Below are 25,531 nucleotides of genomic sequence, written 5' to 3'. Positions count from 1 at the left end.
CTTACTCCTTTTACAGCGTCACCGCAGCCTGATTCGCGGGTCCAGCATCAGATGCAGTGCATCTACTGCCAGGTTAATCAGAACAACGACGACAGCCATCCATAATACATAACCCTGAATGACAATATAGTCTTTTGCAAAAATCGCCTCAATCACATACTTTCCGATCCCCGGCCAGGAAAATATAGTCTCTACGACCACAGAACCGCCGAGAAGCCCTGCTATGTTAACCCCAAGTAAGGTAAGACTCGGAAGAAGTGCATTACGAAGCGCATGTCTGGTGATGACTCTCCATTCCTGCAGCCCCTTTGCCCTCGCCGCCTTGATGTAGAGCGTACCCAGAACCTCCAGCAGACTGGAACGAATCAAACGGATGTACACCCCCGCCATGCCGAACCCAAGTGTAAATGCAGGTAGAATGACACTGGAGACCCCATCCATTCCTGTTACAGGTAATAGCTTCAGCTTCACTGAACCATAATAAATCAGGAGCAGACCCAGCCAGTAGCCTGGCATGGATACGCTAAACAGAGCACATACTCTTCCCAGGCGGTCAAACCATTTCCCCGGATACAGTGCAGAGCCTACACCCATAGGCAGAGCTATAAGAATAGCAGCCAATAAGGAACAGCCGCTCAACAGCGCAGTAGCCGGGAACCGATTCATCAGCTCTGTGAATACCGGGCGATTGCTGCTGTAGGATATGCCCAAATCGAGGTGGAGCACACGGTACAACCAATGAACATACTGCATATATACAGGTCCATCCAGACCCAGTGCATGTCTGGTCGCCTCAATGGCTTCATATGTAGGCTTAATACCGTCAGCACGCAGCATAATCTCTGCAGGATCACCTGGGGTCAGGTGCATCAGCGCAAAGGTTATGACAGAGATGCCTAGCAGCACAGGAATGAGCTGCAATAAGCGTTGCAACAAAGTTCGTATAATGGCATTCAACTCCACTTATTTAATCGTAATAATTACGATTATAACATAAAAAATTTAAATGAATAGTCCTAAAAAAAATGCCACACTGCCGCCAAATGCAAAAAGCAGCCCCCTTGAGGAGGCCGCTCTTTGCATCTACAGCTTATAATGCTCTAACTGTAGCTTAGAAATTGAAATTATCCGGGTCCGGGCCGAAGCGGTGGTTCTGGTTGAGATCCTCGATTGCTTTCACATCCTCATCGCTGAGTGTGAAGTCGAAGAAGCCGGCGTTCTCGATGATCCGCTCCTGATGGACCGACTTCGGAATGGTGATGACACCCTGCTGGAGATCCCAGCGCAGAACAATCTGTGCTACCGTCTTGCCGTAACGCTCTGCCAATTCCTTCAGCAGCGGCAGGTCCAGATTACCCTGCATGAGCGGACTCCAGGCTTCCAGCTGGATATCATGCTCCCGTGCATACTTCAGCAATTCACGCTGGGTCAGCAGCGGATGGAATTCCACCTGGTCCACCACCGGCACCACGCCGCTGTCGTCGATGATATCCTCCAGATGATGCGGCTGGAAGTTGCTCACCCCGATGGATTTGACCAGCCCTTCCTTTTGCAGATGGATCAGCGCTTTCCAGGTTTCTTTATATTTGCCGGCCACCGGCCAGTGGATCAGATACAAATCTACCTGCTCCAGACCCAGCTTCTTGCGGCTGACTTCAAAGGCCTTCAGTGTCGATTCATATCCCTGATCCGGGTTGCGGACCTTGGTGGTAATAAACAGCTCTTCCCGGGGGACTCCGCATTCACGGATGGCCTGCCCCACACCCTCTTCATTGTTATAGCCGGCAGCCGTATCAATACTGCGATACCCCGTCTCCACCGCAGACTTCACCGCGCGGATAACCTCCTCGCCATCCTTGGTCTGCCATACGCCAAGACCCAGCCACGGCATAGTTACTCCATCGTTCAAGGTAGGCCCGCCTGTAAATGGTGCGTTCATTTCACTCATATGGATACCCTCCAAGCCTAATTTGAATTCAACAAGCTTCCTTAACCGTATTACCGCTCTCATAATCATCCAATTGCGAAATCTGTTCCCGTTATAGCGAATAGGTTGCCAAATCGTGAAGATTGTATGCCTCTTATGTACAAAAATGGAGCACAGCCCCTTCCCGGCCGTACTCCATTACAAACCTGCTTATTTCTTGTCAATCAGCTTGAAATCGTCAAAGTGGAACTCCGGCGACACGATGCAGGAGACGAGCGCCGGTTCTTCGCCGAGCGGGCGGGCTGCCTGCCATACGCCTGGAGGAATCACTACCTGCGGCTGCTGGCCTGCAGCGATATCCAGACCCAGAATAACCTCCGTTACGTTCTCCGGCTCTGCGCCATTGCCTCCCAGACTAAGCACGATCGGGCTGCCGGAATGATACAGCCAGATTTCGGAGGACAGCACAGTGTGCCAATCCGAACTCTCGTCAGCATGAAGCAGGAAATAAATCGATGAAGCTGAAGCACGCGGGCCCGAATAAGCCTCGCCCAGCGTGTCCCGGGGAATCTCAAACGGAGAATTCCAAAGTCTCTTGTACCATCCGCCTTCCACGTGGGGCTGCAGCCCCAGGGTTTCTACGAGCGGGGAAATTTCTTTTTGCGTCACGGTATCTTCTCCTTCAAGTTCTGCACAGCGGCAAAACAGTCTTCATAAGCAAAGGCTTAAGAGGTACAAGAGTACCTGCTAAGCCTCGGCCTGATTGTGCTATTAACTGTAACGGAATCTTCAGCAATTGTAAATTGTCTTACGCTTATTTGCCTTCTTTGCTGGCCTTGAATACTTCGGCGATCGCTCCCAGGCTGCCCAGTGTCTCCACCGCACTAGTCGGCAGGAATATTTTGTTCGCAGGTCCCTTAGAGATGTCAGTCAAGGCTTCAAAGGATTGATAAGCCAGCACTCTTTCATCCAGTCCTGCGCTGGCAATCATGGCAATCCGGGCTTTCTCCGCCATCGCCACTGCTTCGATCGCCTTGGCCTGACCAAGGGCTTCAAGCTCCTGCGCCTGACCGAGACCTTCCGCCTGACGGATGCGGGCTTCCTTATCGCCTTCCGCCTTCAGGATCTTACTCTGCTTATCCCCTTCAGCACGAAGGATCATATCCTGCTTGGCAGCTTCCGCCTCCAGGACAATCGCGCGCTTGCTGCGTTCTGCCTTCATCTGTTTGTCCATGGCTTCCTGAATATCGAGCGGCGGCTTGATGTCGATCACTTCGACACGCTCAATGCGCACGCCCCACTTCTCTGTCGCTTCATCCAGCGCGAGACGGATGTCGGAGGAGATTTTCTCACGGCCGGACAAGGTCTCATCCAGCTCCAGCTTACCGATAATCTGACGCATGGTGGCTGTGGAGATATTCCGTACCCCGTACACATAATCGGAGATTCCGTACGTTGCTTCTTCCGGACCAACCACCTGATAGAAGATAATCGTATCGATCTGCACCTGCACGTTATCCTTCGTGATTACCGTCTGCGGCGGTACATTCGCCTGTTGAATCCGCAGGTCATGATAGACCCGCACCTGATCAATTACCGGAATGAGAATATTCAGACCTGGTGTGAGCAGACGGTGGAATTTACCCAGACGCTCTACAACTCCAACTCTTTGCTGCGGGACAATCTTGATCGTCATTGCGATAAATACTACGACAACAACAATAATAATTCCGATAATTATCAATTCCATTAGTACATATCCCCCCATCGTTCTACTTCAATAATGGTAGTGCTTCTTCTTACTACAATTACCTGCTGACCCTTACCCAGTGCCACTGTTGAGGTTGCACTCCATGTATCGCCGCCAATCTTGACCTGCCCGTAACGGCCAGGCTCAATCGGTTCGGTCACCAGACCCTGTCTGCCGATAATCTCGGTACCCGTATCCTTGAAGCCCCGCGCATTGCGCAGCCGCTCAGACAAAGGCTTGGTGAAGAACGTCAGGACCAGGGCTAACAGCGAACCTGCTACGACCTGCAGCAGCCATGCATCCGGCAGCACAAGCGCAACCAGTCCGGCAGCCAAGGCTCCCAGGCTAAGCCATAACAAATAGAATGTAAACGTAAACATCTCTACAACAAACAAGACGCCAGCGGCAATCAACCACAATACCCACATACTCATTGGTGAACCCACCACCTTCCGCTATATACTACTATAACGAAATAATCGGCATCACGTTTCACAAATTTTTAGAGGCCGGGACAGCCGCCTGTCTGTTCATTATATTTCAGCCTGTGGAAGCTTATGAACCTTAAGCGGGATACAGGACGGCTAAATTGTATTTAAACATAAATATATCCAATCGAAGCGAAAATAACTCATGAACCGGAATTTCCGTACCCGGGAGCTCGCGGCAGATGAAGCAAGTGTCTGCTCACGCTTTCTATTAGCAAACAGAATCGTACGCAGCAGCACAACCTGTTCAGAAAAACACAAAAACGGTGCCAGCTTAAAGCCGGCACCGTTCCTTCTTCTATACTTAGGCATATTCATGCCTTATGGCTGGATTTCCGCGCTGCCCGCTCCGCCTTTAGTTTAGCTTCCAGAGCGCAGGAGTGACATTCGGTTCCCAGCCGGCAAGTGAGGTATGCGCCTGCAGGCAGGTGTAGGATTGGCCGCTGTACGTTACGGTACTGCCGACACTATAAGCGGTGCCCGCTTTCCAGGCAGCAGCGCCTGGGGTAGCCGAAGGGACTGGCGTCACTACAGGCGTTGGCGCTACTGTTGGCGTAGCCGAAGGGCTTACTGTCGGGAGTGGCGTAGCTGTCGGCTGCGGAGTAGCGTTACCGCAGGTTCCGGTCACCCGCCATACCCCGGAGGTACCGCTGAGGTCCGGCCGTTCTCCTTGTGTCCACCACTGGGCTTGGTACAGCAGCCCACCATAGGAGACTTGCTGGCCCTGTGTGTAGACAGCGGTGGAACTCCAGGCTGCCGTAGAGCATTGCCCCGGCGTAGCCGTTGGCGTCACGGTCGCGGTCGGCGTAGCCGATGGCTTCACCGTGGCCGTTGGCGTAGCCGATGGCTTCACCGTTGCTGTCGGCGTCACTGTCGCGGTCGGCACCGGCGTAGGCGTTGGTGTCACCACTCCGCCACCCAGCTCTGCGCTGAGCTTGGTCTGCAGCGTCTTGTTGCGGTCTCCGCTGGTCTCCCAGAACATCGCACCGGCCAGGCCCTTGGATTTCAGGTAACTGGCTTTGAAGCCGATGGATTCGGCATCATCATAGCTGATGAAGGTCTGATTGGAAGCGTTATACAGATAAGGGACCTTTGAGGTGTTGTTCCAGTAACGGGTATAACCATTCTTATTAATGTAATTGGCTTCCAGATCACTGAAATCGTAGTTGCCCTTCTCCCAGGTTCCGGTGGAAGAGATCCCGGCGGATACCTGATATTGCCCGTTCCCCGCAGCAGGAGCCCCGCCCCAGCCCCGGCCGTAGAACGGCATGCCGAGCACCAGCTTATTCGCCGGTACGCCTGCACTCAGATAGCTGGTCACTGCCTTATCGATATTATAGTTCGCCGGCTCGGTCAATCCTGACGAAGCGGCTGCCGGGTCATAATACAGCGGCGCATTGTGGCCGGTAGTAGGGTTCCAGCTGCCGTTGAAGTCATAGGTCATAATGTTGATCCAGTCCACCACGGAGGCGATTCCGCTGAGATTGTTGTTCTGAATGTACGTTGGTCCTGCACCGGAGGCGATGGTCAGGAGATACGTTTTGCCGTCGGCAGCTCCGGCGGCATTCAGCTTCTCCCGGATCTTCTGGAGCAGCAGGATGTAGTTCTGCTTATCCTCGGGGCGGTAGCTGTTGCCCGCAAGTCCGCCGCTGACCGGGTATTCCCAGTCCAGATCGACGCCGTCCATCTTGTATTTGCGGATGAAATCCACGGAGGAGTTCGCGAACACCTCACGGGTTGCCGCCGTGGCTGCCACATCCGAGAAGCGGTTGGACCAGGTCCAGCCTCCGACAGAGATCATTGTCTTCAGGTTCGGATTCTTATCCTTCAGCTTCCAGAGCTGCTTCAGATTCCCCTTGATCGGGTCATCCCATTTGTCATCGCCGAAGCTTTTCTGGGCATCGATCCAGGGATCGCCCAGTACTACTGTACCGTTGGGGACGCTGATCGCCTGTCCCTGCTCGTTCTGGCAGGACCAGGTGACCGGATTCGGCCCGGTCGGATCGGGATTGCCGTGTATGCCGTTCCAGCAGATGTCGGCAAAGGCATAGTTGATGACATTCATTTTGCCGGGATCGATATCCGTGACATTATAAGCCCGCCCGTAGGCGGCCCATGAAGCATAGTAGCCGACAATCTTGTAGTTACCGGCTGCATGAACAGTTCTGCTAGTTGCACCAAAAGCCGAAAAAAGAGTAAGGAAAAGGACTGCCGCCAAGCCAAGCACAAAGGATTTGCTTTTGATAAAGGCCATTTCGTGATTACCTCCCCGTTTCAATGCGTAACCTGTAAGCCTGCTTCATGGACATACATGCGCCTCTGCCATCAAGGATATTAAGTGACCGTTCTTCCCTTGCCGCGAATGAGAAAGCTCAACGTTCACCTCCCGGACCCGATTGACCTTGACCTTCACCCTGTGAAACTATTAAATTCCTTGCAGTGTGGCTGGTAGACTAGCAATATACAGCTCAAAAAAGCACAGTTCAGCAGCATACGGATCACTCGCTCCGCTGCGGTAGCATTGTTGTTTGGTACAGGGCAGGGTGGATGGATTGCGGCGATTGTCGGAAGGATGCAGGATCTGCGAAGGGGTGAAGTCAACTCTTATTCTCATACAAAGCCGGAGGATATGCTAGGGATAAATTTCCATAATCAGGGGGGATTATTATCTAAAAAAACAGAAGCAGCCCCAAGCATATTCTGCTTACGGGGCTGCTTCCATAGGTACCAAATCTTCTATTGACCGCCGCTCTGCGCGGCAGCAAGCTTCTCGGTCAGACGCCGCAGCGCCGTCCCGCGGTGGCTGACCGCCTGCTTCTCCTCAAGCGTCAGCTCAGCCATCGTCTTCTCGTATTCCGGGAGATAGAACAGCGGGTCATAGCCGAAACCGCCGGCACCCGCCGGCTCTGAGGTAATCCAGCCTTCGACCGTGCCTTCAGCCGTCCATTCCCGGCCGTCCGCCGGATCATAGAGCGACAGGGCACAGACGAACCGGGCGGGACTCAGCAGCGGCTGTCCGGTATCCTCACCCTGCTTCAGCCGCTCCAGCTCGCTCAGCAGCTTCAGATTATTCGCCTCATCATCCGCCGCCTCGCCGGCATAACGGGCCGAGTACACGCCGGGGCTTCCGTCCAGCGCCTCTACGCACAGACCGGAATCGTCTGCCAGCACAGGCAGCCCAAGAGCGTCCCCTACGGCACGGGATTTCTTGAAGGCATTCTCGGCAAAAGTGGCCCCGTCCTCGACCACATCCGGCAGATCCGGGTAGTCATACATGCTTTTGACCGTAAGTCCCAAGGGAGCAAAGGCATGCTGGAACTCCCGCACCTTGCCTTTGTTCTTCGTCGCGACAATCAGAACTCCGCTGCCGGACTTCATCCTACACCTCTTGGCCGGTCTGGCCGGCAGGGATTTTGAGCGCGATGGCGCCAAGGACTTCTTTTTGCACAGCGATCAGCTCGTAGATCCCCTTCTCTCCGAGACCCAGCAGCTGGTCCAGCTCCTGGCGGGTGAACGGACGCTCTTCGCCTGTGCCCTGGACCTCGACAAACGCGCCGCTGCCCGTCATGACCACGTTCATATCCACCTTCGCCTTGGAATCTTCTTCATAATTCAGGTCGAGCAGCGTCTTGTCGCCAACTACACCCACACTGATGGCCGCCAGGTAGTCTGTAATCGGGAAGACCGTCAGCTTATTCTGGAGGGCAAGCTTGTTCATGGCGAAGGCCATCGCTACAAAAGCACCCGTGATCGAAGCCGTCCGCGTTCCCCCGTCCGCCTGAATCACATCACAGTCCAGCGTAATGCTGCGTTCGCCGAGCGCCTGCAGGTTCACCACCGAACGCAGGGCCCGTCCGATCAGACGCTGGATTTCCATGGTCCGCCCGGTCAGCTTGCCGCGTGCCGCTTCACGCTGGTTGCGGGTCTGGGTCGCGCGGGGAAGCATCGAATATTCGGCGGTTACCCAGCCCTTGCCTTGTCCCTTCAGAAACGGCGGGACCTTCTCATCCACGGTTGCCGTACAGATAACCTTGGTATCTCCCATCTCAATGATGACGGAGCCTTCTGCATATTTGTTGGTCTGGGTCGTTATCGTTATTGGCCGGAGCTGGTCTTCGTTGCGTCCGTTTGATCTCATCTTTTCTGCCTCCTACATCGTATAGCGCAAAGTTTGGGTATGCATTCATCCGTATCTTATACGCAGAAACGGGTGCCGCCCCCTATGGAAGAGAACGGCACCGCTGCTCCTGACCCGTTATTCGGATGAACAATACTTTATTCTATCAAAGAGTAGGCACAAAAGCATCTTTTTAAACCGGCGGCTTCGGCCTAAAGCGGCAGCTCGTTCACATATTCCGGCGCGGAGACCGGCTGGCCGTAATCGACGTTATTGGTGCCCGTAACCGTATCCTTGCCGTTCAGACGGATCTGTACCAGCGAATCATCTGTATTCTGGGCCACCGTCAGCACGACCGACTCCAGCATCTCCTCGGGAATGCTTGTGCTGCCTTTGAACATATCATCGGTCAGCGATACGGTGACTACCCCGTTCTGCCCTGCTTTTACAGAATCAACTACCGTTCCCTGCGTCATGACCATCTCCAGGCCGTTCTCGGACTGCGGTCCGGCAATCAGCTCGCTCAGAGCTGCCTTCACCGTATCCCCGCCAGCGGGTACAAAACGGGTAACCGGAACATAATACTGATGGCCGCTATCCGGTGAAGCTGCAGCGAAATAGACCGTAACCGCGCTGGAATTCATCATCAATGCGTTATGCTTCGGCAGGTTAATGCCCATTGTACGGGACAGCGGGCGATCCAGCGGTGTACCCTGCAGCGGCATTTCAGTCAGCTTTTTGCCATCGACCCAGAGCTGTACTCCCTTGATGTCATCTTGCCCGGTCAGTGTCCAGGTCAGCGCTTCAAGGATTTTGCGTTCATCTGATGGATCGTAGTCGTTAAACGCCGAGTTAAATTCAACAATTGCGACATGATCCTGGCCGACGGACACATTGTTCACCTTCGTTCCTGCGGGCAGTACGCCCTGGAAGCCCTTAGGCAGGGCAGAGGCGTAATCCCCCTTGCTGACCAGTGCCGTGAGGGAATTCTTCAGCATGACCGTATCCTCGCTTTTCGGAAAAGACAGAGCCACCGGAGCCAGCAGACCGTTCTGATCCTCCAGATACACAGTAGTCCGCTCCCCGGCTACAGCAGGCGCACCGGTATCCTTCACCCCGGCAGACAGATCAGTCTCATCCATGGAGGCCGGTCCGAATACACCGGTATCCAGCGTATCTTCCCCGCTCACTTGCAGCATCTGCGCTTCTACGGCGGCGGGAGGCGGGTCCACAGCGGCGGATTCTGAACCGAACAGACTGCAGCCGGAGAGCACAAGCGGAACGGCCAGCAGGCAAGCCGCAGACGCCCCGCGGAGGTGTTTCACTGGTTTCATCAATCTTCATTACCCCTTTCTAGCGTTAAGATCAGTTTGTACTGCTATGTATACGAGCCCTGTGTCCAAAAAATAACAACAGCTTATCCTAAATTACAGAAGTTCTATTCCGGACGTTTCTGGACATCGGTCTGCCGCTTGCGTACAATTTAGTACATACCCACATCACACCCGACTCACGAATGGAGGACTTCCTATGACTGATGCCAAAATTCCTTACAGCCTCAACAGCAAAGCCGTTGCCGAAGCGACCCGGTACTGGCTGCACAAGCGCGGGGTAACTCTGGAGGAGATTGCCGAGCTTGTCATGATGCTGCAAAAGAAATACTATCCGGGCCTGACTATGGAGGAATGTATTCATAACGTTGAGATGGTTCTCAGCAAGCGTGAGGTGCAAAATGCGGTTCTGACCGGCATCCAGCTCGATGTGCTGGCGGAGGAGGGCAAGCTGTTCCCGCCGCTGCAGGATATGATTGAGAACGATGAAGGATTGTACGGGGTAGACGAGATTCTCGCCTTCTCGATTGTTAATGTATATGGCAGTATCGGCTTCACCAACTATGGTTATGTGGACAAGCTCAAGCCGGGCGTACTGGAGAGACTGAATGACAAAACCACCGGCCAGATCCATACCTATCTGGATGATATCGTAGGTGCTGTAGCCGCAGCGGCCAGCAGCCGGATTGCCCACCGCAAGCAGGCGGAACGCGAGCAGGAGCTGGGCCTGCCCCATGCCCCGGAGGACGCGGAAGAGGCTGCACGGCGCAGCCGGCTGGAGGAGACGTTGCCGGAATAAGAGGAGAGCTATTATTCATAAAAGGAAAGGTGCGAAGTATGCATGACCTATTCGTTCGTAGTGGAGCCGCTGGCCGTCCAGGATTTCGAGAGTGAGGATGAGCGGATTGAGCGGTGTAAGGAATGGAATCTTCTGCCCGGTTCAGCTACCCGGGTCAAGACTTATCTGTACAAGCGGCAGGGCCTGACCCTGCCTTGTGAAATTATAGGGTTCGTGGATAATCAGACGGTGGTGGTCCAATTCGAGAATAAGCAGCAGCATTGTATCCACCCGGCGTACCTCAAAGAAATGCAGACCGCCAGCTTCGGCCAGCGCGCGCAAGCAGCGGCGGATGCACGGTCCGAGGACCCGGCAGAAGCTGCAGGAGAGGCCGCAGCTGAGGAGCTGCTGGAGAACCACCCGGTTGAGGAGGGTGCGGGGAGTGCTGGTGCTGTGGAGCGTTCAGAGAGCGGGAGTGCTGCTGAAGGCGTGACTGCTGCGGAGACAGCAGCTCTTGAAGAGAAGCCGCGCAAGCCAGCCGCCTCCAAAAAGAAGCCCGCCCTGCAGCTGCCGGAAGACAAGCTCAAGGTTACAGCGGTTGTCAAGGAATTCACGACCGTTCCCAACCACTTTTCGGATAACGATGATGAAGTGATTATCTATGACAATGTAGCGATAGAAGGGCATGAGCTGGCCATTGACGAAGTCTGGTCAAGCCATAGTGCGACGCTGAAAAAGCTGGAGCTGAAGGAGGGCGACCCTGTTTCTTTTGAAGCGAAGATTGTGGCTAAGAAGCTCTCCCAGCACCCGGTCAAATACAAAATCAACAACCCGTCCAAGATGAAGGTGATCCAGCCGGATTCCTAGGAATGGGATAACCGCAGGCCACTGGACGACACCGGCAGCTCATTGTCTAGGGCAGAGCGTCCAGCGGCGGCGGTCCCATCTGATTGCGTTCGAGGAGGATACTAATATCCTCCATCAGCTTTTTGGCCGAAATCGGCAGCGAGTGTGTAATCCACCATTCCATTACGCCCACAGTAGCCGAAGCCATAAAATGCAGCAGCATCTCCTTGTTCATCCCCCGGTTCACCCCATCCATATCGATCTGCTCCGCCAGTCCCTCCATCAACATTGCATGCAGACGGCTTCTGAAGGCAGGAATCCCGCTGTTATTAATTAGTGTAATGAAGACGGCAGCATGCTGCTCCACATATTCAGCCGTACGCAGCAGAGGACCGGAAGAGGTGAAATCCAGATTCTCCTGGACGCCCATACAGCGGTCACGCAGCTCCGTCATTTCCTTCTCCACACACTGATCCAGCAGATCATATTTGTCCACAAAATGCAGATAGATAGTCCCTCTGCTGACATTAGCCCGCTCCGCAATCTCATGTACCGTAATCTGCTCAAAGCTCTTCTCTTCCATCAGACTAAGAAACGCCTTAAAAATAGCATCCCGCGTCTTCCCAATTCGCCTGTCCACCGCCATCCCTCTTACATCTCCTTCCCCTGAGCTCTTAGTTGGGTTCATTATATTTAACAGTTGTCAAAAAATCAACAGGTGTGCAAGATTATGGAACACTTGTGCTCTTCATTCACGCTCCCCACCCGCTTTCGGCGAATTCAGGGGCATTTGTGCTCTTCATTTACGCTCCTCGGCCGTTTTCGGCGAATTCAGGGGCACTTGTGCTCTTCATTTACGCTCCCCGCCCGTTTTCGGGCGAATTCAGGGGCACTTGTGCTCTTCATTCAGACTGCTTAAAGGGATTAATCCCTTTCATTTCTACACAGCTGCCATTTCTAGCTGAATCAATGGGATTTATCCCTTTCATTTCTACACATCCGCCACTTCCAGCTGAATCAATGGGATTTATCCCTTTCATTTCTGCTCATCCGCCATTTTCAGCTGAATCAATGGGATTTATCCCTTTCATTTCTACACATCCGCCATTTTCAGCAAAATCAATGGGATTTATCCCTTTGAATCTCATACCTCACCGCTTACAGCCGACTTTGGAGGAGGGAGGAGATGAGTAGTGTTGTTTTCAGGCTACAAGTTTTCACCAACAAATTAGCCATTTCTTCCAGAAATTCCAGTTTTCTAGGTTTTTAGAATAGTGTGAGGGTAACAACAGGCTAATGAGCGGTTTTCGGTCAGCGGGTTGTGTGCAGTGGGGCATTACAGCGTGTTATGGGGGCTACATGTCGTGAGTTGTGTAGGCGTGTTATGGGGAGCTACCTGTCGTGAGCTGTGTGGGCGTGTTATGGGGAGCTACCTGTCGTGAGCTGTGTGGGCGTGTTATGGGCTACGTGTTGTGAGCTGTGAGGGCGTGTTATGGGCTACGTGTCGTGAGTTGCATGTTATGTTATGAGCCACGTGTTATGGGCAACGTGTGATGAGTTGCGTGTGATGAGCCACGTGTGATGAGCTACTGCATGTCATGAGCTACTACATGTCATGAGCTGCGGGTTGGCGGCAGCAGATTACAATATGATGTAATCTGCTGCCAGCTGTCTGCTCATTTCCCGCGCCAGCCTACTCCACAGCCGTGAACAGCAGGTCGCCGCCTGGCCCGGCCTCCGTCTCGGCCGCCCGTCCCCGGCGCACCAGCTCGGCCAGATGGGCCAGCGCCTCGCTCATGGCGAACCGCATCTGGTGCGCTGTCGCGACCCGGCTGCGGAACAACCCCTCGCAGACCGCGAACCCGCTCTGCGGTCCGCCCGCGAGCAGCGCGGCTGTAGCATCCAGCCGCTCCTCATGATGCCGGAGCAGGCTGTCCGCCCGCGCCGTGAAGCCCGGGAACGGTTCCCGGTGGCCCGGGAACGCCAGCGTAACCCGCAGGCTGCGCAGCTCCCGCAGCCCCTCCAGGAACGTCAGCAGCGGCTGGGGATCGCTGCCCGGCTGCAGGCCGACATTGGGCGAGATCTGCGGCAGCACAGCATCGCCGCAGAGGATCTGCCCGCTGCCGCCGTGGTAGAACGACACATGCCCCGGCGCATGCCCGCCTGTGATAATGGGCTGCCATTTCCGGCTGCCCATCACAAACGGCTCCGCGGCATGGATATAGGTGACCTCCGGCTGCGGGGTCACCTCGGGCAGGAAGCTATCCAGATGCTCCCGGATACCGAGAAGCCACTCCTCCGGCATGCCATGCCGCCGGAAAAAGAGCGGCAGCGCCTCATTCAGAATCGCCTCGTCCCCCCAGGCCAGGGCAGCCTCGGCATGCGCCCGCTCGCTCATCCACACCCGCGCTCCGCTGCGGGACTGCATCCAGCCTGCCAGCCCGTAATGGTCGGGATGATGATGGGTCACCACGATATCCCGCACCTGCGTCCAGGTAAGGCTCAGCGCCTCGAGTACCCCCTGCCAGGCAAGCTCGGCAGCCGGTGTATGCGGGCCCGGATCAATGACCGTAACCCTGCCGTCCTTGTCCGGCAGAAGATAGCTGTTAACCTGGCGCAGCGGCAGCCCCATTGGTACAGATACCTGAAGAACTCCTTCGTCCCAAGCTTGAATGATCTCCTTGTTCAACCTTCCTTCGCCTCCTCTAAGCCCTCTCCCTGATGCCATCTCTAAGGTCTACCTCCCATGAAGATCATGCGGGCTGAGGCTTCAGCGTCATATTCCTCTTCATCGTAGCCGCCGTGAACGGTATCCAGCCGCAGCCCGGCAGCGTCAAGCATTCTGCGGAAATCCTCCAGCGTGTAGAGCTTCACCCGTTCCTGGCACTTGCGGGCCGGAGCGCCCCCAGCCTTCGAGGTCAGCAGGATCTCCTTTTTCACGTACCCCTCCTCGATCCGGCGGGTCTCGTCAATCGTGATATCTCCATCCTCCCGGACCGAATGGGGCACCAGATGGCGGATGACGTAGGCCGGGTTCAGAAAATCAATGAGGAACCGGCCACCCGGCTTCAGCATCCGGCGGATCTCCTTAAGCACCTTAATCTGCTCCTCATCCTCTTCAAAATACCCAAAAGAAGTGAACAAATTGACCACAGCATCGAAGCCGCCCGTAAGCGGAAGCTCACGCATATCCGAGCGCAGCCAGGTTACCTGCTCGGCACCCGCCTGTGCACGCGCCTCACGCAGCAGCACCTCCGACAGATCCACACCCGTTACTTCATAGCCAGCCTGCGACAGAGCCAGCGAATGGCGGCCCATGCCGCAGCAGAGGTCTAGTACCTTCGCGCCCCGGGGCAGGCCAAGCCACTGGATCAGGCTCTCCACCTCATGACGCGCACCGCTGAAATCCCTGTGTTTGTATACAATCAGATAGTCCTCGCCAAAACATTTCTCATACCACTCACTCATCTCTCTCCTGGCTCCCTCCATACCCCGCTTCACCGCACGGGCTTATCCCTGTCTCTAATAACGCCTATTGTACCGCCTTTTACTATAGAAGCCCAGCGAAGTCACAGACCTGCAACACATAATATTTTATTTATAATTAGAGGAACCGGATCACAGTGTGGACAAAAAACAAAATAATTCGCAATACCTCGCGGCGCATATGTATTCAGTCTTCCGCATAACAAACAGCAGTCCCGGCGTTCCCGCCAGGCCTGCTGCACATCTATAGGTTCGGTTCTGCATTCGTTCGGTTCTATGCTCAATTATCGCTTGGATTCGCTTAAGCAGGACCCTTATCTATCCGCTGCAGATACACGCGCGCTTCATAAGGGCGGAGCTTCAACTGCTGGAGATCCTCCTCCTGAGCAGGCTCATAATTGGAGATCAGCAGCTCCAGCTTCGCGGCCGGCTGAAATTCCTCCGGCAGCTCGAATACCGGCTCATGCCCGAAGAAATTCAGGATCACGAGCAGGCGCTCGTCCTCCAGCGTCCGGGTATAGGCATAGATTTCGGGATGCTCCTTCAGCAGCAGTCCGTATTCACCATAGACGATGACCTGATGTTTTTTGCGCAGCTGGATCAGCTTCTTATAATAGTTGAAAATAGAGTCCGGGTCCTTGACGCTGCTGGCAGCATTGATCTCCCGGGAGTTCGAGTTAACCCTGATCCAGGGCGTACCTGTGGTGAACCCGCCTTCCTCGCCATCATCCCATTGCATCGGAGTCCGGGCGTTGTCACGGCTCTTGGTATGAATTGCCGCCATGATGTCGGCTTCGGGAACACCGGCGTTGCGCTTTTCCTCATAATAGTTCAAGGTCTCCACATCCCGGTAATCATCGATCGACTCGAAGGCTACATTGGTCATGCCGATCTCCTCACCCTGATAAATGTACGGCGTGCCTTCAAGCATATGAATGAAGGTGGCGAGCATCTTGGCCGACGGTACCCGGTAGTACAGGTCATCCCCGAACCGCGATACCGAGCGCGGCTGATCATGGTTACACAGATAGTTGGCGTTCCAGCCCCGGTTATGCAGCACGGTCTGCCAATCGCTGATGATGGTCTTCAGGTCCGTCAGCTTCCAGGGCACGACATCCCACTTCCCGCTGCCCGGCGAAGCGGCATCCAGATTCATATGCTCGAACTGAAAGGTCATATTCAGCTCGCGGCGTCCGTCACCGACATAATCCAGCGCCTGCTCCGGCCCGAGGCCCGAGGTCTCCCCTACCGTCATGATGTCGTAGTAATAGAGCACCTGATCGTGCAGATTCTGCAGCAGGGTATGCACATGATTCAGGTTCGAGAACATGTCATAGGCGCGGACAGTGGGGGTGCCGCCGGGATTCAGGGCATCCGGGTAGCCTTCCGCCTTCACGATATGGGCAATTGCATCGAAGCGGAAGCCATCTACACCCTTCTTCAGCCACCACTGCACCATCTCATGCAGCTTGTCGATTACAGCAGGATTCTCCCAGTTGAGATCGGGCTGGAACCGGGAATACAGATGCAGGTAATATTCATCCGTACGGGGATCAAGCTCCCAGACCGAACCGCTGAAGTAGGATTCCCAGTTGTTCGGCGGACCACCGTTTTTACCTTTTCGCCATATATAATAGTCACGCTTGGGATTGTCCTTCGAGCTTCTGGATTCCACGAACCACGGATGCTCATGCGAGGTATGATTCAGCACCAGGTCCATCATCAGCTTCATGCCGCGGGAATGCATCTCGCGCAGCAGCAGGTCGAAGTCATCCATCGTGCCAAATTCCTTCATAATGTCGCAATAGTCGCTGATATCATAGCCATTGTCATGATTCGGGGATTTATAAATCGGGCAGACCCAGATCACATCCACGCCGAGGTCCTGCAAGTAGTCAAGCTTCGATAAGATCCCGCGCAGATCTCCAATGCCGTCACCGTTACTGTCCATGAAGCTGATCGGATAGATCTGGTAGACAACACTCTCTTTCCACCATTTAGGGTTCACTTCAGATACCTCCGCTTCTCTCGATTCCTGCTGCATAAGACACATTAATATATTTTAACCAGAACAACCGCCTTCAACCAACCTTCGTATTCACATGCCTGATGGACCTTTGCGGCAAAAAGAAAGGCCGGATACCTGATCGGGTACCCCGCCTTCTGCCGGCACGTATCCGGCCCAATAAGTGAAAATATTCTGGTCGAAAACCGAGCGATGACGCTACATACGGTACGCCTAATTGCATTCCGTACATCTAAATCGTCTAATTTATTACCGGTGATACGTTAAACCGAACCCCATAAATTGCTCATGGTGAATGAATTCACTTCTTGGTACTGATGCTGTACTAAGCCAGCTGCTTAATGACAATCGAAGCATTGACATTGGCTTGTGTTCCTCCAGCCAGCGTCTGCAGAGTGACTGCGGCAGCCGAGCTGTGATTCCGAAGCGTCAGCACATCGCCTGACGATAATGCGATGATCGCCTGCCCGGTGTTCTGCTGGGTGCCTGCACCCGAACCATAGACTGTTCCCGGAACCTGCGCCCCGTTTACGAATAATGCAAATTGGCCGGGCTCCACTCCGGATACGGAGAAATTAACCTCATAGCTCCCCGCATTGGTTACCGATATTGTAGTTGTACCAGGGGCATGTGTGATTCCGGGAGTTAACAACCCATTCGTATCAAAAGACACATCTGCCTCAATCGGCACTACCTGCGCGCCGAGGTTATAGACGTATCCGAACTGGGCAATTCCACCGGCTGCCCCTGTGGCACCCGTCGCTCCCGTTGCCCCGGCTGGACCGGCAACTCCTGTTGCACCCGTTGCTCCAGCGGGCCCCGCTACTCCCGTAGCACCTGTGGCCCCCGCTGCTCCTGCCGTTCCCGCTGGCCCCGCCGGGCCGGTAGCTCCTGCCGTTCCCGCTGGCCCCGCCGGGCCGATGGCTCCTGCCGCTCCAGCTGGCCCCGCCGGGCCGGTAGCTCCTGCCGTTCCCGCTGGCCCCGCCGGGCCGATGGCTCCTGCCGCTCCAGCTGGCCCCGCTGGGCCCGCCGGACCGATCCCGCCCAGCGCTCCGGCCGCGCCTAATGCTCCGGCCGCTCCCGCAGCGCCGAGCGCACCTTGGGTACCGGCTGCGCCCAGCCCCCCGACTGCTCCGGCTGCGCCCAACAGCCCGGCTGCACCTGCGGCTCCACGGGCACCTGCGGCACCGGCTGCACCTGCGGCGCCAAGTGCTCCGGCCGCGCCAATTGCCCCCAGTGCCCCTGCGGTTCCCTGTTCGCCCAGCGCTCCGGCTGCTCCCGCTGCACCGAGCGCACCTGCTGCACCTGCGGCTCCCGCAGCTCCCAGCGCTTCAACAGCGCCTGCCGCGCTTAAGGCTCCTGCCGCACCCGCGGCCCCCAGCGCACCTAATGGAATATTGACGCGGACAATTTGCTGTTTGACGATAATTTTCTTGCAGCCGCATTTGTTGTCCTTCCGTTTTGTCGCGGGACGTTTCGCTCTTGGCAGAGGGCATCCGGCAAACTCCTCTGTGCAGCTCCGCTTTTTCTTCTTATGTTCCGTACGACCCATATTTGACACCTCCTATAGACTTTATGTATCCTACTCCGTTTACCCAGAGGGGGCATGGACATTCATCCCGTAGGCAAATATTTATTTTATGGAAAAGTGGTTAATTGTACAGGATGGACAAGCTCAATTCACCCCGTCAGGCCGAAATTTGTTCTCATACCCGCTCACCACCCGTCCACCAAAAACATATACTATTGCCGGACAAACCGCCTTCATTGCCCCGGTGATCACACTTGATTGCAGTTCATACAGTAGATTTCGGTGCAGAGTCCTCAGATGGACCTATTCGTCTACTTCTCTGCTGTATAGAGTGCAATAGAAACCGTTCAAAATGCAAAAAAAAGAGTATTCCATTGCATAAACTGCAATCGAATACTCGTCCAGTAAAGCACCATGCTAAATCCGGGAGTAAGAATATCCCCTTAAGAGTTCAATGAAGTGAGACCCTAGCAACCGAGTGCCCCTATCTACAGCAGCCCGACCATCTTCAAGCCTTCATAGATCCCGTCCTCACGGACAGACTTCGTAATGAAGGAGGCCGCCGCCTTCGCTGCCTTCTCGCCGTTGCCCATGGCAATGCCATACCCGACATACCCCAGCATCTCCACATCATTCAGGCCATCGCCAAAAGCATAGACCTCTTCCTTCTCCACCCCGATCACCTTCAGCATCTCCGCGATCCCGTTCGCTTTGGAGCCGTTGCCGGGCAGTACATCCATACAGAACGGGTGCCAGCGGATGAAATTCAGCTCCGGGTACCGCTCGGCATAGATCTGCTGACTCTCCTGCGGACAGAAGATCATCGCCTGATAGATGTCATTCTTCAGGAAATATCCAGCGTCATGCGTCGGAAATACCAGCTTCAGCGAACCTACGCTCGTATTGATGTACTCATGATCGGCCACATTCACTCTCATGCCCGCCGTATCCGTATACGCAACAGGGTGATCCAGCTTCTCCGCGAACAAGGTCAGCTCCTCCAGCACGCCGGTCGCAATCGGGTTCTTGTACACCGGCTTCCCTTCATAGACTGCATACTGCCCGTTCAGCGAGACATACGAGTCGATTCCCAGCTCCTCGCGCAGTCCCTCGAACATATAATCCGCTCTTCCGGTAGCAATCGCTACATGGTGCCCGCGTCTCTTCAGCTCCGCTATCGCTTCTCTGGTGGAAGCCGGAATATTCTTCTCTTCATCATAGATCGTACCGTCAATATCGAAAAAAATCGTTTTCTTCAAAGTGATGCCTTCCCTTCTCCATACGCTCTGCCTATTCATAACCTGCTCAAATTGTAACAAAATCCTCCGCCAAAGTGGAGTCTATTCTCCCCCCGGCCTGCCAGACCCGGATATATTTTCAAAAAAAAGCTGCGCCGCACTCCACATGGAGGACAGCCCAGCTTATGCATCCGTATAGTTAAAAATATATTATACCGCATTCTGTGCGCGCTGCTGCTCTTCCATCAGCCACTGCAGCAGCATGACTTCCGGCACAGTGCCCTTACGGGCCTCCGCGTATGCCCGGACCTTCTCCAGCAGACGGCCGGCAGTCTCGGCGCTGACTGCAAGTCCCAGCTGCTCCAGCACATGGGCCACGCCGCCGCTGCCGGAATGCTTACCCAGCACATAGCGGTGCGCGCGGCCGACCACCGCCGGATCGAAGAACTGATACGTCTCCTGCTCCTTCATCAGCCCGTCCACATGAATCCCGGATTCATGGGTGAAGGCGAGCTGTCCCACGACCGGCTTCGCATCGCCGACACTGCGGCCGGACGCGGCAATGACCTTGTCGGCGAGGACCTGGAGCCCCTCCAGCCTGACCTCGCATTTCCCGCCGTACAAATAGCGCCAGGCCATGGCAACTTCCTCCATGGCCGCATTGCCGGTCCTCTCGCCGATCCCGGCCACCGTCGTACTGGCCCACACCGCTCCGGCAGCTATGCCACTGAGTGTGTTCGCGCAGGCCAACCCGAAGTCATTGTGGCAGTGTACCTCCAGCTCCACATCCTCAGGCACTTCTCCCAGCAGCCGGCTTACCCGCTCTGCCATCTGGCCCGGATGATGGGCCGAGACGGTATCTGCATACCGGAACCTGCGGATTCCCTCCTTGTATAAGGTATTCACCACTTCGATCAGGAAGCTCAACTCCGCCCTGGAGGAATCCTCCATACCTGCCGATACGGTCATGCCTTGCCGCATCCCGTATTCCACGGTACGCAGCAGCTTGTTCAGACCTTCCCGGGGCGTCAGCCCCAGCTTGCCCTGCAGCTGAATCTCCGACACCGGAATGGAGATATGGCTCCAGTTCACGCCGGTAGCCTTGGCCTTGTCAATATCTCCGGGGACCGAGCGGTTCCATGTCATTAGCTTCATCGGTAATCCCAGCTCAGCCACAGCGGCAATATCCTCCTGCTCCCGCTTGCCCATGGCAGGAATGCCTACCTCTGCCTGCTCTACTCCGCTCTCCGACAGCAACTTTGCGATTTCCAGCTTTTCCGCCCTCGTGAATGATACTCCAGCCGCCTGTTCACCATCCCTCAGTGTCGTGTCACATAGCTTGAGACGTTTCACGGTTTACCTCCCTCTCCGCAGCAAGCGCAATTCGGATTACGGGCAATACGGACGCTATAACAGGCGAAGTCGAGTGAGCTGAAGCGATGCATTACGCCCGCGTAAGTTGTCCCTACCCCTGTAATCCATTTTACGGCCTCCAGCGCTGCCAGACAACCGGCAATCCCGGAGGTGGCGCCCAGAACCGGGAACCCCAGCGGCTCCCACTGCGGCGGCAGTTCCGGATACAGGCATTCGAGGCATGGTGTAAGCCCGGGAATCACTGTAGTGAGCGATATTTCAAAGCCATACATGGCTGCCTCCACCATCGGTGTATTCGTATCGACACACAGCCGGTTCAGTGCATACCGCTCAGGGAAGTCGTACCGGGCATCGATCACAAGATCGGCAGCTTCTACCCAGGGGCGTGCCTGAGGATATTCAATTCTGGAATTATAGCCTTCAATCTCTACCTGCGGATTCAGCTGCTTCAGCCGGGCAATCGCCGTACTCATCCGCTCCCGGCCGAGATGCTCACTGTCCATTAGAATCTGCCGGTTCAGATCCGGGGCCACAATTACTCCCTCATGAGCCAAAATAAGCCTGCCCACGCCAGCCGCCGCCAAATAGAGGGCAGCCGTTCCGCCAAGCCCGCCGATTCCGGCGACCATAACCGTCGCTTCCTTCAACGCCTTCTGCCCGTCTTCCCCGAGCAGCTTCAGCTGCCGGGTGTACCGTTCCAGCTCCAACCCTCCGGCAAGCTGCTCCATCCCTGACTCCCCCTGTTACCAGTTATATAAGACGCACTTAAGGTTTAAACTTGAAGCTTTATCGTCACTGCGGTGAACATTTGGACTTCCGGCCGCTATTGTCAACAGATTTCTTGAATTTTCCCGCTGTTCGCGGTCGAAATCCGTTGACAAAGGCGGTCGCTACCGCTCCTTCAGTTCCAAATTTCCCCTCCGCTTCTTTTGCTTTTTGTTATTTTTTTTAGTGTTTCTTATATAGATATTCCTTTCTTCCCCTAGCCCTCCAGGCTAAGCAGGCCATGCGCTGAAGTCAGCTCCTTATATTTCTCCAGCCAAACCATTCCTTCTTCAATACACTCCACCCCGTACGAAATCGTCTTCTCAGCCGAAGTGAACGGGAAGGGAAAGCCGGCCCGCAGGCTCTTAAGCACCACAATGACTCTGCCGCTGTAGAGCAGCCCCCGTCCGAAGCCCTCGCCGTTAATCTCCGCTGTACTCTGGATCATCAGGCCGGTTCTCTCCTCCATGACGCCCGCCATGGCCTGGAACAGCAACGGCACCTGCTGGCGGACCTTGGGCGACACCGCGCAGTTGAATTCCGATTGATCCTTGTCCCCGGCAGATGCCAGGAACAGCTTCGCGATCTTCTCCAGCGGAGGAAGGCTGCTGCTGCGTCCGAAGAAATCTCCAGCATCCAGCAGATGACACAGACGCCGGATCAGGGCATCTGCGGTCTCCGGATTCAGCTCCTTGCGCGCTCTGGGACTGCGCTGTCTCAGCGCCGAAGCTCCCGGAATTACCGTACCCTGCCACGCCGCACTCTCATTAGCCATGGGTTCCATCCGCATCCCCTCCTTCATTCTTTTCCGCTTCCTCTGCCCGCAGCACCTTGGCCAGCCACATCGGCGGCTTGCCCTGAAGCATCTCAACCAGCCGCTTCAGCTGCTCCTCGATAGGGCTGCCGGGCGGAACCTTCACCGGCATAATCTTCCGGCGTGTTACCCGCGCAGCGGCCGAAGCGCCGATCTGCATGATGAAGATCAGGGTGCAGTCGCCTACGGAATCCAGGCGGCTGTCGATTTTGCCTGCTTCATCCTGGTTCGGCACAGCTGACAGCCTGCGCAGCTCCACCAGCTCGGCTCCTGCTTTCGTTACATTATATACAGCGAACATCGGACTCTGTCCGAAATGCGCATTCACACGGCTTCCATCATCTGTGGCGAACGCTACTTTCACGGCTGCCTGCCTCCCTTTGCATGAACAGATTCCCTGCCTTATTACTCCATTCCATCGCTCCCCGGTACCCTACGGAGACGGACATGTAAGCCCCAAGCTCATTCCAGACCGGGAACCCGGCCGGCATGAAGGCGGCACCCGTCCGCTGCGCCCCGGCGATCCCGTGGGAATTGCTGATCCACAGATCCGCCCCCTTGCCCAGCACCTCGGCATCATCCAAATCGCCCACCCATACCTCGCGCTCCATTCCGGCAATGAGCGGGGTCTCGAACGAAGTGATCAGCGCCTTCTGCTCTACGCCCAGCTCCTCCAGCCACCCCGAGACCGAATGCAGATGATCCGGTTCCAATGCGGCAACCACCGACATTCCGGCAAATTGAAAATGGGCGTCCAGCATGCTGTCGAGGAGATTCTCCCGCTGCCAGCAATACCGCAGCGGCACCGGCTCCCCGCTGATCTGATGCAGGAAATGCAGTAGTTCATCGGTCGCCTTAAGCCCCATTGCCCCTTCGAATACCTTATACGGAGTGCCTATGGCATTATGCAGCCGTCTGGCCGGACGTTCCATGCTGCCGCCCACGGCAATCGTCAGCCCGGACTGCAGGCTCTGGAGCATAGAGTCCAGCGGAACCCCGCCGCGCGTCAGCGGCGAGAAGCCGGTAAGCAGATGGCCGGACAAGGAGGTCGAGATATCCGGCAGAGCGATCACCTCGAAGCCGAAGGAGGAGATGATCTCCTTCAGTTCCATCACATCGGCCGGGGTTAAGAACGAGCCGGGCAGCAGGGTAATCTGCCGGGCATTCACGCTTCTTTGCCCCCGGTGTCCTACTTGCTGGATCATCTCGTCAATCATGGCCTCCACCGTAGAGCTGAAGCCCGATTCCAGCGATCCGCGAAAATCAGGCAGCACAACCGAGAAGGCGAGACCTCCGCGCAAATTCCGCTCTCTTTTATACGACTTAAGCATATTCTGATAATCCACACCGGCTACATCGGTCAATTCCGTCCCAATGATGCCGATAATATCCGGGCGGTGCTTGCTCAGCACCAGATTCAGCGCCTCCTCCAGATTGCGGTTGGCATCGAAGATGACATCCATCTCCTGCAGCGCCGAGGTCTGCACGGCAATCGGTTCCCGGAAATGACGGGTCAGGAGCGCCTTCGGAAAAGCGGAGCAGCCCTGGGAGCCGTGAATCAGCGGCATGGCCCGGTAGCAGCCCTGCAATGCCAGTACGGCACCCAGCGACTGCCCGATCTTCATCGGGTTGACCGAGGCGGGCTTTTTTCTCCGGTTAACGGTCATAGGGCGGCGCCTCCTTATCCCAGGGAGCAGGGCTTGCCGCCAGCTTCCAGATCGGGTTCGCAAGCGAATAGGTCAGCTCTTTGGCCAGCCGCAACAGCCCTTCATATCCGGCATACGCTTTGTGGCGCTCCTGATTAATATCAATGAAGGGAATCTGCTCTTTCATTGCCACATACATATTGCGGCCGCCGGCAATCATAATATCCGCCTTGCGCTCTCTTACCGTCTTGATAATCCGGCTGGCCCCGCCCTCGGGAATGTATTCTGTATCATCGCCCACACGGTCGGCAATCCGCCGCACATCCTCCTCCGTGCTTTTGTTCGTGCCTACCCCGACGACCTGAACGCCCAGCTCCTTCAGGGCCGAGATGACGGACCAGCTTTTGACCCCGCCCGTATAGAGTACGGCCCGCTTCCCCCTCAGCAGCTTGCGGTAAGGCCGCAGCTCCTGGCTTAAGCGGGCCTCCTCCCGCTCGGTGAGCCGGTCCACACGCCGCTCCATCTCCCGGTCATTCATCAGATAGGCCATCTGGCGCAGCGAATAGGTCGTCTCCTTCGCACCATAGAACGAGCCTTCGAAATACGGGATGCCGTATCTCGACTCCATCTCCTTGGCAAGGCCGAGCAGCGCCCGGCTGCAGACCACCATGTTCACTCTCGCCCGGTGCGCCCATGTAATCTCCTTATAGCGGGCATCCCCCGTAATCCGCGAGGTTACAGCGATCCCGGCGCTGTTCATCAGCTTCTCAATATCCCACATCTCACCGGCGATATTGTACTCCCCGATCAGATTAACCCCGATATCCGTCTCCGGCTCCGGCTCTCCCGTCCCGATGACATACTGCAGCAGCGCATCCCCGGCCAGCCGGTTCCCGAGATTCTTGCTGCCGACGAAGCCAGGGCTGTTCACCGGGATCACAGGAATCCCGATCCGGTCCGCCGCCTCCCTGCAGACCGCATCCAGATCTTCGCCGGTCAGCGCGGTCACGCAGGTTGAATATACAAATATTGCCGGAGGCGCAAAGCGCCCGGCAATATAATCAATGCTGTCCTTCAATTTCTTCTCGCCGCCAAAAATAATATCAGAATCCGTAAGATCCGTAGCGAAGCCGTATTGGGACAGAGAGGGGCCGCTGGATAACGCGCCTCTGCTCTCCCAGCTGTTTCCGGCGCAGGCAATCGGTCCATGAACCAGATGTGCAGCATCCATAATCGGCAGCAGCGTGATCTGGGCTCCGTCGAAGGAGCAGCCTCCAGCAGCTTCGCCCGGCTTGGGCCTTGGACAGGGCTTCGCCTTAGGCGCTATGCTCCCGCAAGCCTGGGAATCAAATTCATCTTGCCGTAAAGGGTCCATTGGCTCTTCATCTCCTTCGCTTAAGATGCTGGAATTCAC

Annotated in this window: 23 protein-coding genes; 2 read left to right on the top strand and 21 right to left on the bottom strand. The window is 55.7% G+C overall.

The window, feature by feature from the left end; translation table 11 throughout:
- Window positions 1-18 precede the first annotated feature (18 nt).
- The 9 genes from nikB to NSS64_RS02980 form a co-directional block, all read right to left on the bottom strand.
- A complete protein-coding gene (gene nikB, locus NSS64_RS03020) occupies window positions 19-963 on the bottom strand; it encodes a nickel ABC transporter permease (protein WP_340994211.1) in 945 nt (314 codons plus the stop codon).
- Window positions 964-1,111: 148 nt separating this feature from the next.
- Window positions 1,112-1,948, bottom strand: a complete 837-nt coding sequence (locus tag NSS64_RS03015; RefSeq protein WP_341139167.1) for an aldo/keto reductase — start codon at window positions 1,946-1,948, stop codon at window positions 1,112-1,114.
- Between the two features lie 189 nt (window positions 1,949-2,137).
- Window positions 2,138-2,596, bottom strand: a complete 459-nt coding sequence (locus NSS64_RS03010; RefSeq protein ID WP_340938513.1) for a cupin domain-containing protein — start codon at window positions 2,594-2,596, stop codon at window positions 2,138-2,140.
- 145 nt (window positions 2,597-2,741) lie between these two features.
- The gene (locus NSS64_RS03005) at window positions 2,742-3,677 is read right to left on the bottom strand and encodes an SPFH domain-containing protein (RefSeq protein WP_083685599.1); all 936 of its coding nucleotides are present in this window, start codon (window positions 3,675-3,677) and stop codon (window positions 2,742-2,744) included.
- Window positions 3,677-4,111, bottom strand: coding sequence for an NfeD family protein (locus NSS64_RS03000; protein ID WP_076083137.1), 435 nt, complete (start codon window positions 4,109-4,111; stop codon window positions 3,677-3,679). The genes NSS64_RS03005 and NSS64_RS03000 overlap by 1 nt, the downstream gene beginning before the upstream one ends.
- Window positions 4,112-4,520: 409 nt before the next feature.
- Window positions 4,521-6,419 carry a glycosyl hydrolase family 18 protein gene (locus NSS64_RS02995; protein WP_341139166.1) on the bottom strand — a complete coding sequence of 633 codons (1,899 nt, stop codon included), beginning with the start codon at window positions 6,417-6,419 and terminating at the stop codon, window positions 4,521-4,523.
- Window positions 6,420-6,901: 482 nt separating this feature from the next.
- The gene (locus NSS64_RS02990; protein ID WP_341139165.1) at window positions 6,902-7,543 is read right to left on the bottom strand and encodes an XTP/dITP diphosphatase; all 642 of its coding nucleotides are present in this window, start codon (window positions 7,541-7,543) and stop codon (window positions 6,902-6,904) included.
- A 1-nt stretch (window position 7,544) separates the two neighbouring features.
- A complete protein-coding gene (gene rph / locus NSS64_RS02985) occupies window positions 7,545-8,303 on the bottom strand; it encodes a ribonuclease PH (RefSeq protein ID WP_340938506.1) in 759 nt (252 codons plus the stop codon).
- Window positions 8,304-8,494: 191 nt separating this feature from the next.
- On the bottom strand, window positions 8,495-9,616 hold the full coding sequence (locus NSS64_RS02980; RefSeq protein ID WP_341139164.1) for a GerMN domain-containing protein: 1,122 nt from the start codon (window positions 9,614-9,616) through the stop codon (window positions 8,495-8,497).
- A 196-nt stretch (window positions 9,617-9,812) separates the two neighbouring features.
- On the opposite strand from NSS64_RS02980, the gene NSS64_RS02975 reads away from it, so the two are divergent.
- Window positions 9,813-10,412: a phosphatidylglycerophosphatase A family protein gene (locus tag NSS64_RS02975; protein WP_341139163.1), complete on the top strand. Its 600-nt coding sequence runs from the start codon at window positions 9,813-9,815 to the stop codon at window positions 10,410-10,412.
- A gap of 42 nt (window positions 10,413-10,454) precedes the next feature.
- Window positions 10,455-11,258 carry a hypothetical protein gene (locus NSS64_RS02970; RefSeq protein WP_340938501.1) on the top strand — a complete coding sequence of 268 codons (804 nt, stop codon included), beginning with the start codon at window positions 10,455-10,457 and terminating at the stop codon, window positions 11,256-11,258.
- A 46-nt stretch (window positions 11,259-11,304) separates the two neighbouring features.
- On the opposite strand, the gene NSS64_RS02965 is transcribed toward NSS64_RS02970, so the two are convergent.
- The 12 genes from NSS64_RS02965 to nifE all read right to left on the bottom strand — a co-directional run bounded on the left by NSS64_RS02965 (window position 11,305) and on the right by nifE (window position 25,492).
- Window positions 11,305-11,877 carry a TetR/AcrR family transcriptional regulator gene (locus NSS64_RS02965; protein WP_341139162.1) on the bottom strand — a complete coding sequence of 191 codons (573 nt, stop codon included), beginning with the start codon at window positions 11,875-11,877 and terminating at the stop codon, window positions 11,305-11,307.
- A 1,053-nt stretch (window positions 11,878-12,930) separates the two neighbouring features.
- Window positions 12,931-13,926: an MBL fold metallo-hydrolase gene (locus NSS64_RS02960; RefSeq protein WP_341139161.1), complete on the bottom strand. Its 996-nt coding sequence runs from the start codon at window positions 13,924-13,926 to the stop codon at window positions 12,931-12,933.
- Window positions 13,927-13,967: 41 nt separating this feature from the next.
- Window positions 13,968-14,705 (bottom strand): class I SAM-dependent methyltransferase, encoded by a 738-nt coding sequence (locus tag NSS64_RS02955; RefSeq protein ID WP_341139160.1) that lies wholly within the window; start codon window positions 14,703-14,705, stop codon window positions 13,968-13,970.
- Between the two features lie 319 nt (window positions 14,706-15,024).
- Window positions 15,025-16,731 (bottom strand): glycoside hydrolase family 13 protein, encoded by a 1,707-nt coding sequence (locus tag NSS64_RS02950; RefSeq protein WP_341139159.1) that lies wholly within the window; start codon window positions 16,729-16,731, stop codon window positions 15,025-15,027.
- A 343-nt stretch (window positions 16,732-17,074) separates the two neighbouring features.
- The gene (locus tag NSS64_RS02945) at window positions 17,075-18,301 is read right to left on the bottom strand and encodes a BclA C-terminal domain-containing protein (protein WP_341139158.1); all 1,227 of its coding nucleotides are present in this window, start codon (window positions 18,299-18,301) and stop codon (window positions 17,075-17,077) included.
- 467 nt (window positions 18,302-18,768) lie between these two features.
- Complete coding sequence (locus NSS64_RS02940) at window positions 18,769-19,578, bottom strand: Cof-type HAD-IIB family hydrolase (protein ID WP_340938491.1); 810 nt, start codon at window positions 19,576-19,578, stop codon at window positions 18,769-18,771.
- Window positions 19,579-19,728: 150 nt separating this feature from the next.
- On the bottom strand, window positions 19,729-20,871 hold the full coding sequence (locus NSS64_RS02935; RefSeq protein WP_341139157.1) for a homocitrate synthase/isopropylmalate synthase family protein: 1,143 nt from the start codon (window positions 20,869-20,871) through the stop codon (window positions 19,729-19,731).
- Window positions 20,868-21,620 carry a HesA/MoeB/ThiF family protein gene (locus NSS64_RS02930; protein WP_341139156.1) on the bottom strand — a complete coding sequence of 251 codons (753 nt, stop codon included), beginning with the start codon at window positions 21,618-21,620 and terminating at the stop codon, window positions 20,868-20,870. Before NSS64_RS02930 ends, NSS64_RS02935 begins: the two co-directional genes overlap by 4 nt.
- Window positions 21,621-21,874: 254 nt before the next feature.
- Window positions 21,875-22,441, bottom strand: coding sequence for a DUF269 domain-containing protein (locus NSS64_RS02925; RefSeq protein ID WP_341139155.1), 567 nt, complete (start codon window positions 22,439-22,441; stop codon window positions 21,875-21,877).
- Window positions 22,425-22,835 (bottom strand): nitrogen fixation protein NifX, encoded by a 411-nt coding sequence (gene nifX, locus NSS64_RS02920; RefSeq protein WP_341139154.1) that lies wholly within the window; start codon window positions 22,833-22,835, stop codon window positions 22,425-22,427. Before nifX ends, NSS64_RS02925 begins: the two co-directional genes overlap by 17 nt.
- Window positions 22,810-24,138 (bottom strand): nitrogenase iron-molybdenum cofactor biosynthesis protein NifN, encoded by a 1,329-nt coding sequence (gene nifN, locus NSS64_RS02915; RefSeq protein ID WP_341139153.1) that lies wholly within the window; start codon window positions 24,136-24,138, stop codon window positions 22,810-22,812. Before nifN ends, nifX begins: the two co-directional genes overlap by 26 nt.
- Window positions 24,128-25,492: a nitrogenase iron-molybdenum cofactor biosynthesis protein NifE gene (nifE, locus tag NSS64_RS02910; RefSeq protein WP_341139152.1), complete on the bottom strand. Its 1,365-nt coding sequence runs from the start codon at window positions 25,490-25,492 to the stop codon at window positions 24,128-24,130. Before nifE ends, nifN begins: the two co-directional genes overlap by 11 nt.
- Between the last annotated feature and the right edge of the window lie 39 nt (window positions 25,493-25,531).

Source organism: Paenibacillus sp. FSL H8-0122, assembly GCF_038005345.1.
GTDB lineage: Bacteria > Bacillota > Bacilli > Paenibacillales > Paenibacillaceae > Paenibacillus_AQ.
This window is presented reverse-complemented; position numbering and strand designations above follow the sequence as displayed.

What these genes read in the sequence shown, in the direction of transcription:
- nifE (WP_341139152.1), bottom strand. Translation starts at nt 25,492, where the DNA reads ATGGACCCTTTACGGCAAGATGAATTTGATTCCCAGGCTTGCGGGAGC.
- NSS64_RS02990 (WP_341139165.1), bottom strand. Translation starts at nt 7,543, where the DNA reads ATGAAGTCCGGCAGCGGAGTTCTGATTGTCGCGACGAAGAACAAAGGC.
- NSS64_RS02970 (WP_340938501.1), top strand. Translation starts at nt 10,455, where the DNA reads ATGACCTATTCGTTCGTAGTGGAGCCGCTGGCCGTCCAGGATTTCGAG.
- NSS64_RS02930 (WP_341139156.1), bottom strand. Translation starts at nt 21,620, where the DNA reads ATGGAGCAGCTTGCCGGAGGGTTGGAGCTGGAACGGTACACCCGGCAG.
- NSS64_RS03005 (WP_083685599.1), bottom strand. Translation starts at nt 3,677, where the DNA reads ATGGAATTGATAATTATCGGAATTATTATTGTTGTTGTCGTAGTATTT.
- NSS64_RS02955 (WP_341139160.1), bottom strand. Translation starts at nt 14,705, where the DNA reads ATGAGTGAGTGGTATGAGAAATGTTTTGGCGAGGACTATCTGATTGTA.
- nifN (WP_341139153.1), bottom strand. Translation starts at nt 24,138, where the DNA reads ATGACCGTTAACCGGAGAAAAAAGCCCGCCTCGGTCAACCCGATGAAG.
- NSS64_RS03000 (WP_076083137.1), bottom strand. Translation starts at nt 4,111, where the DNA reads ATGAGTATGTGGGTATTGTGGTTGATTGCCGCTGGCGTCTTGTTTGTT.
- rph (WP_340938506.1), bottom strand. Translation starts at nt 8,303, where the DNA reads ATGAGATCAAACGGACGCAACGAAGACCAGCTCCGGCCAATAACGATA.
- NSS64_RS02995 (WP_341139166.1), bottom strand. Translation starts at nt 6,419, where the DNA reads ATGGCCTTTATCAAAAGCAAATCCTTTGTGCTTGGCTTGGCGGCAGTC.
- NSS64_RS02975 (WP_341139163.1), top strand. Translation starts at nt 9,813, where the DNA reads ATGACTGATGCCAAAATTCCTTACAGCCTCAACAGCAAAGCCGTTGCC.
- NSS64_RS02925 (WP_341139155.1), bottom strand. Translation starts at nt 22,441, where the DNA reads ATGGAACCCATGGCTAATGAGAGTGCGGCGTGGCAGGGTACGGTAATT.
- NSS64_RS02980 (WP_341139164.1), bottom strand. Translation starts at nt 9,616, where the DNA reads ATGAAACCAGTGAAACACCTCCGCGGGGCGTCTGCGGCTTGCCTGCTG.
- NSS64_RS02940 (WP_340938491.1), bottom strand. Translation starts at nt 19,578, where the DNA reads ATGAATAGGCAGAGCGTATGGAGAAGGGAAGGCATCACTTTGAAGAAA.
- NSS64_RS02945 (WP_341139158.1), bottom strand. Translation starts at nt 18,301, where the DNA reads ATGGGTCGTACGGAACATAAGAAGAAAAAGCGGAGCTGCACAGAGGAG.
- NSS64_RS03015 (WP_341139167.1), bottom strand. Translation starts at nt 1,948, where the DNA reads ATGAGTGAAATGAACGCACCATTTACAGGCGGGCCTACCTTGAACGAT.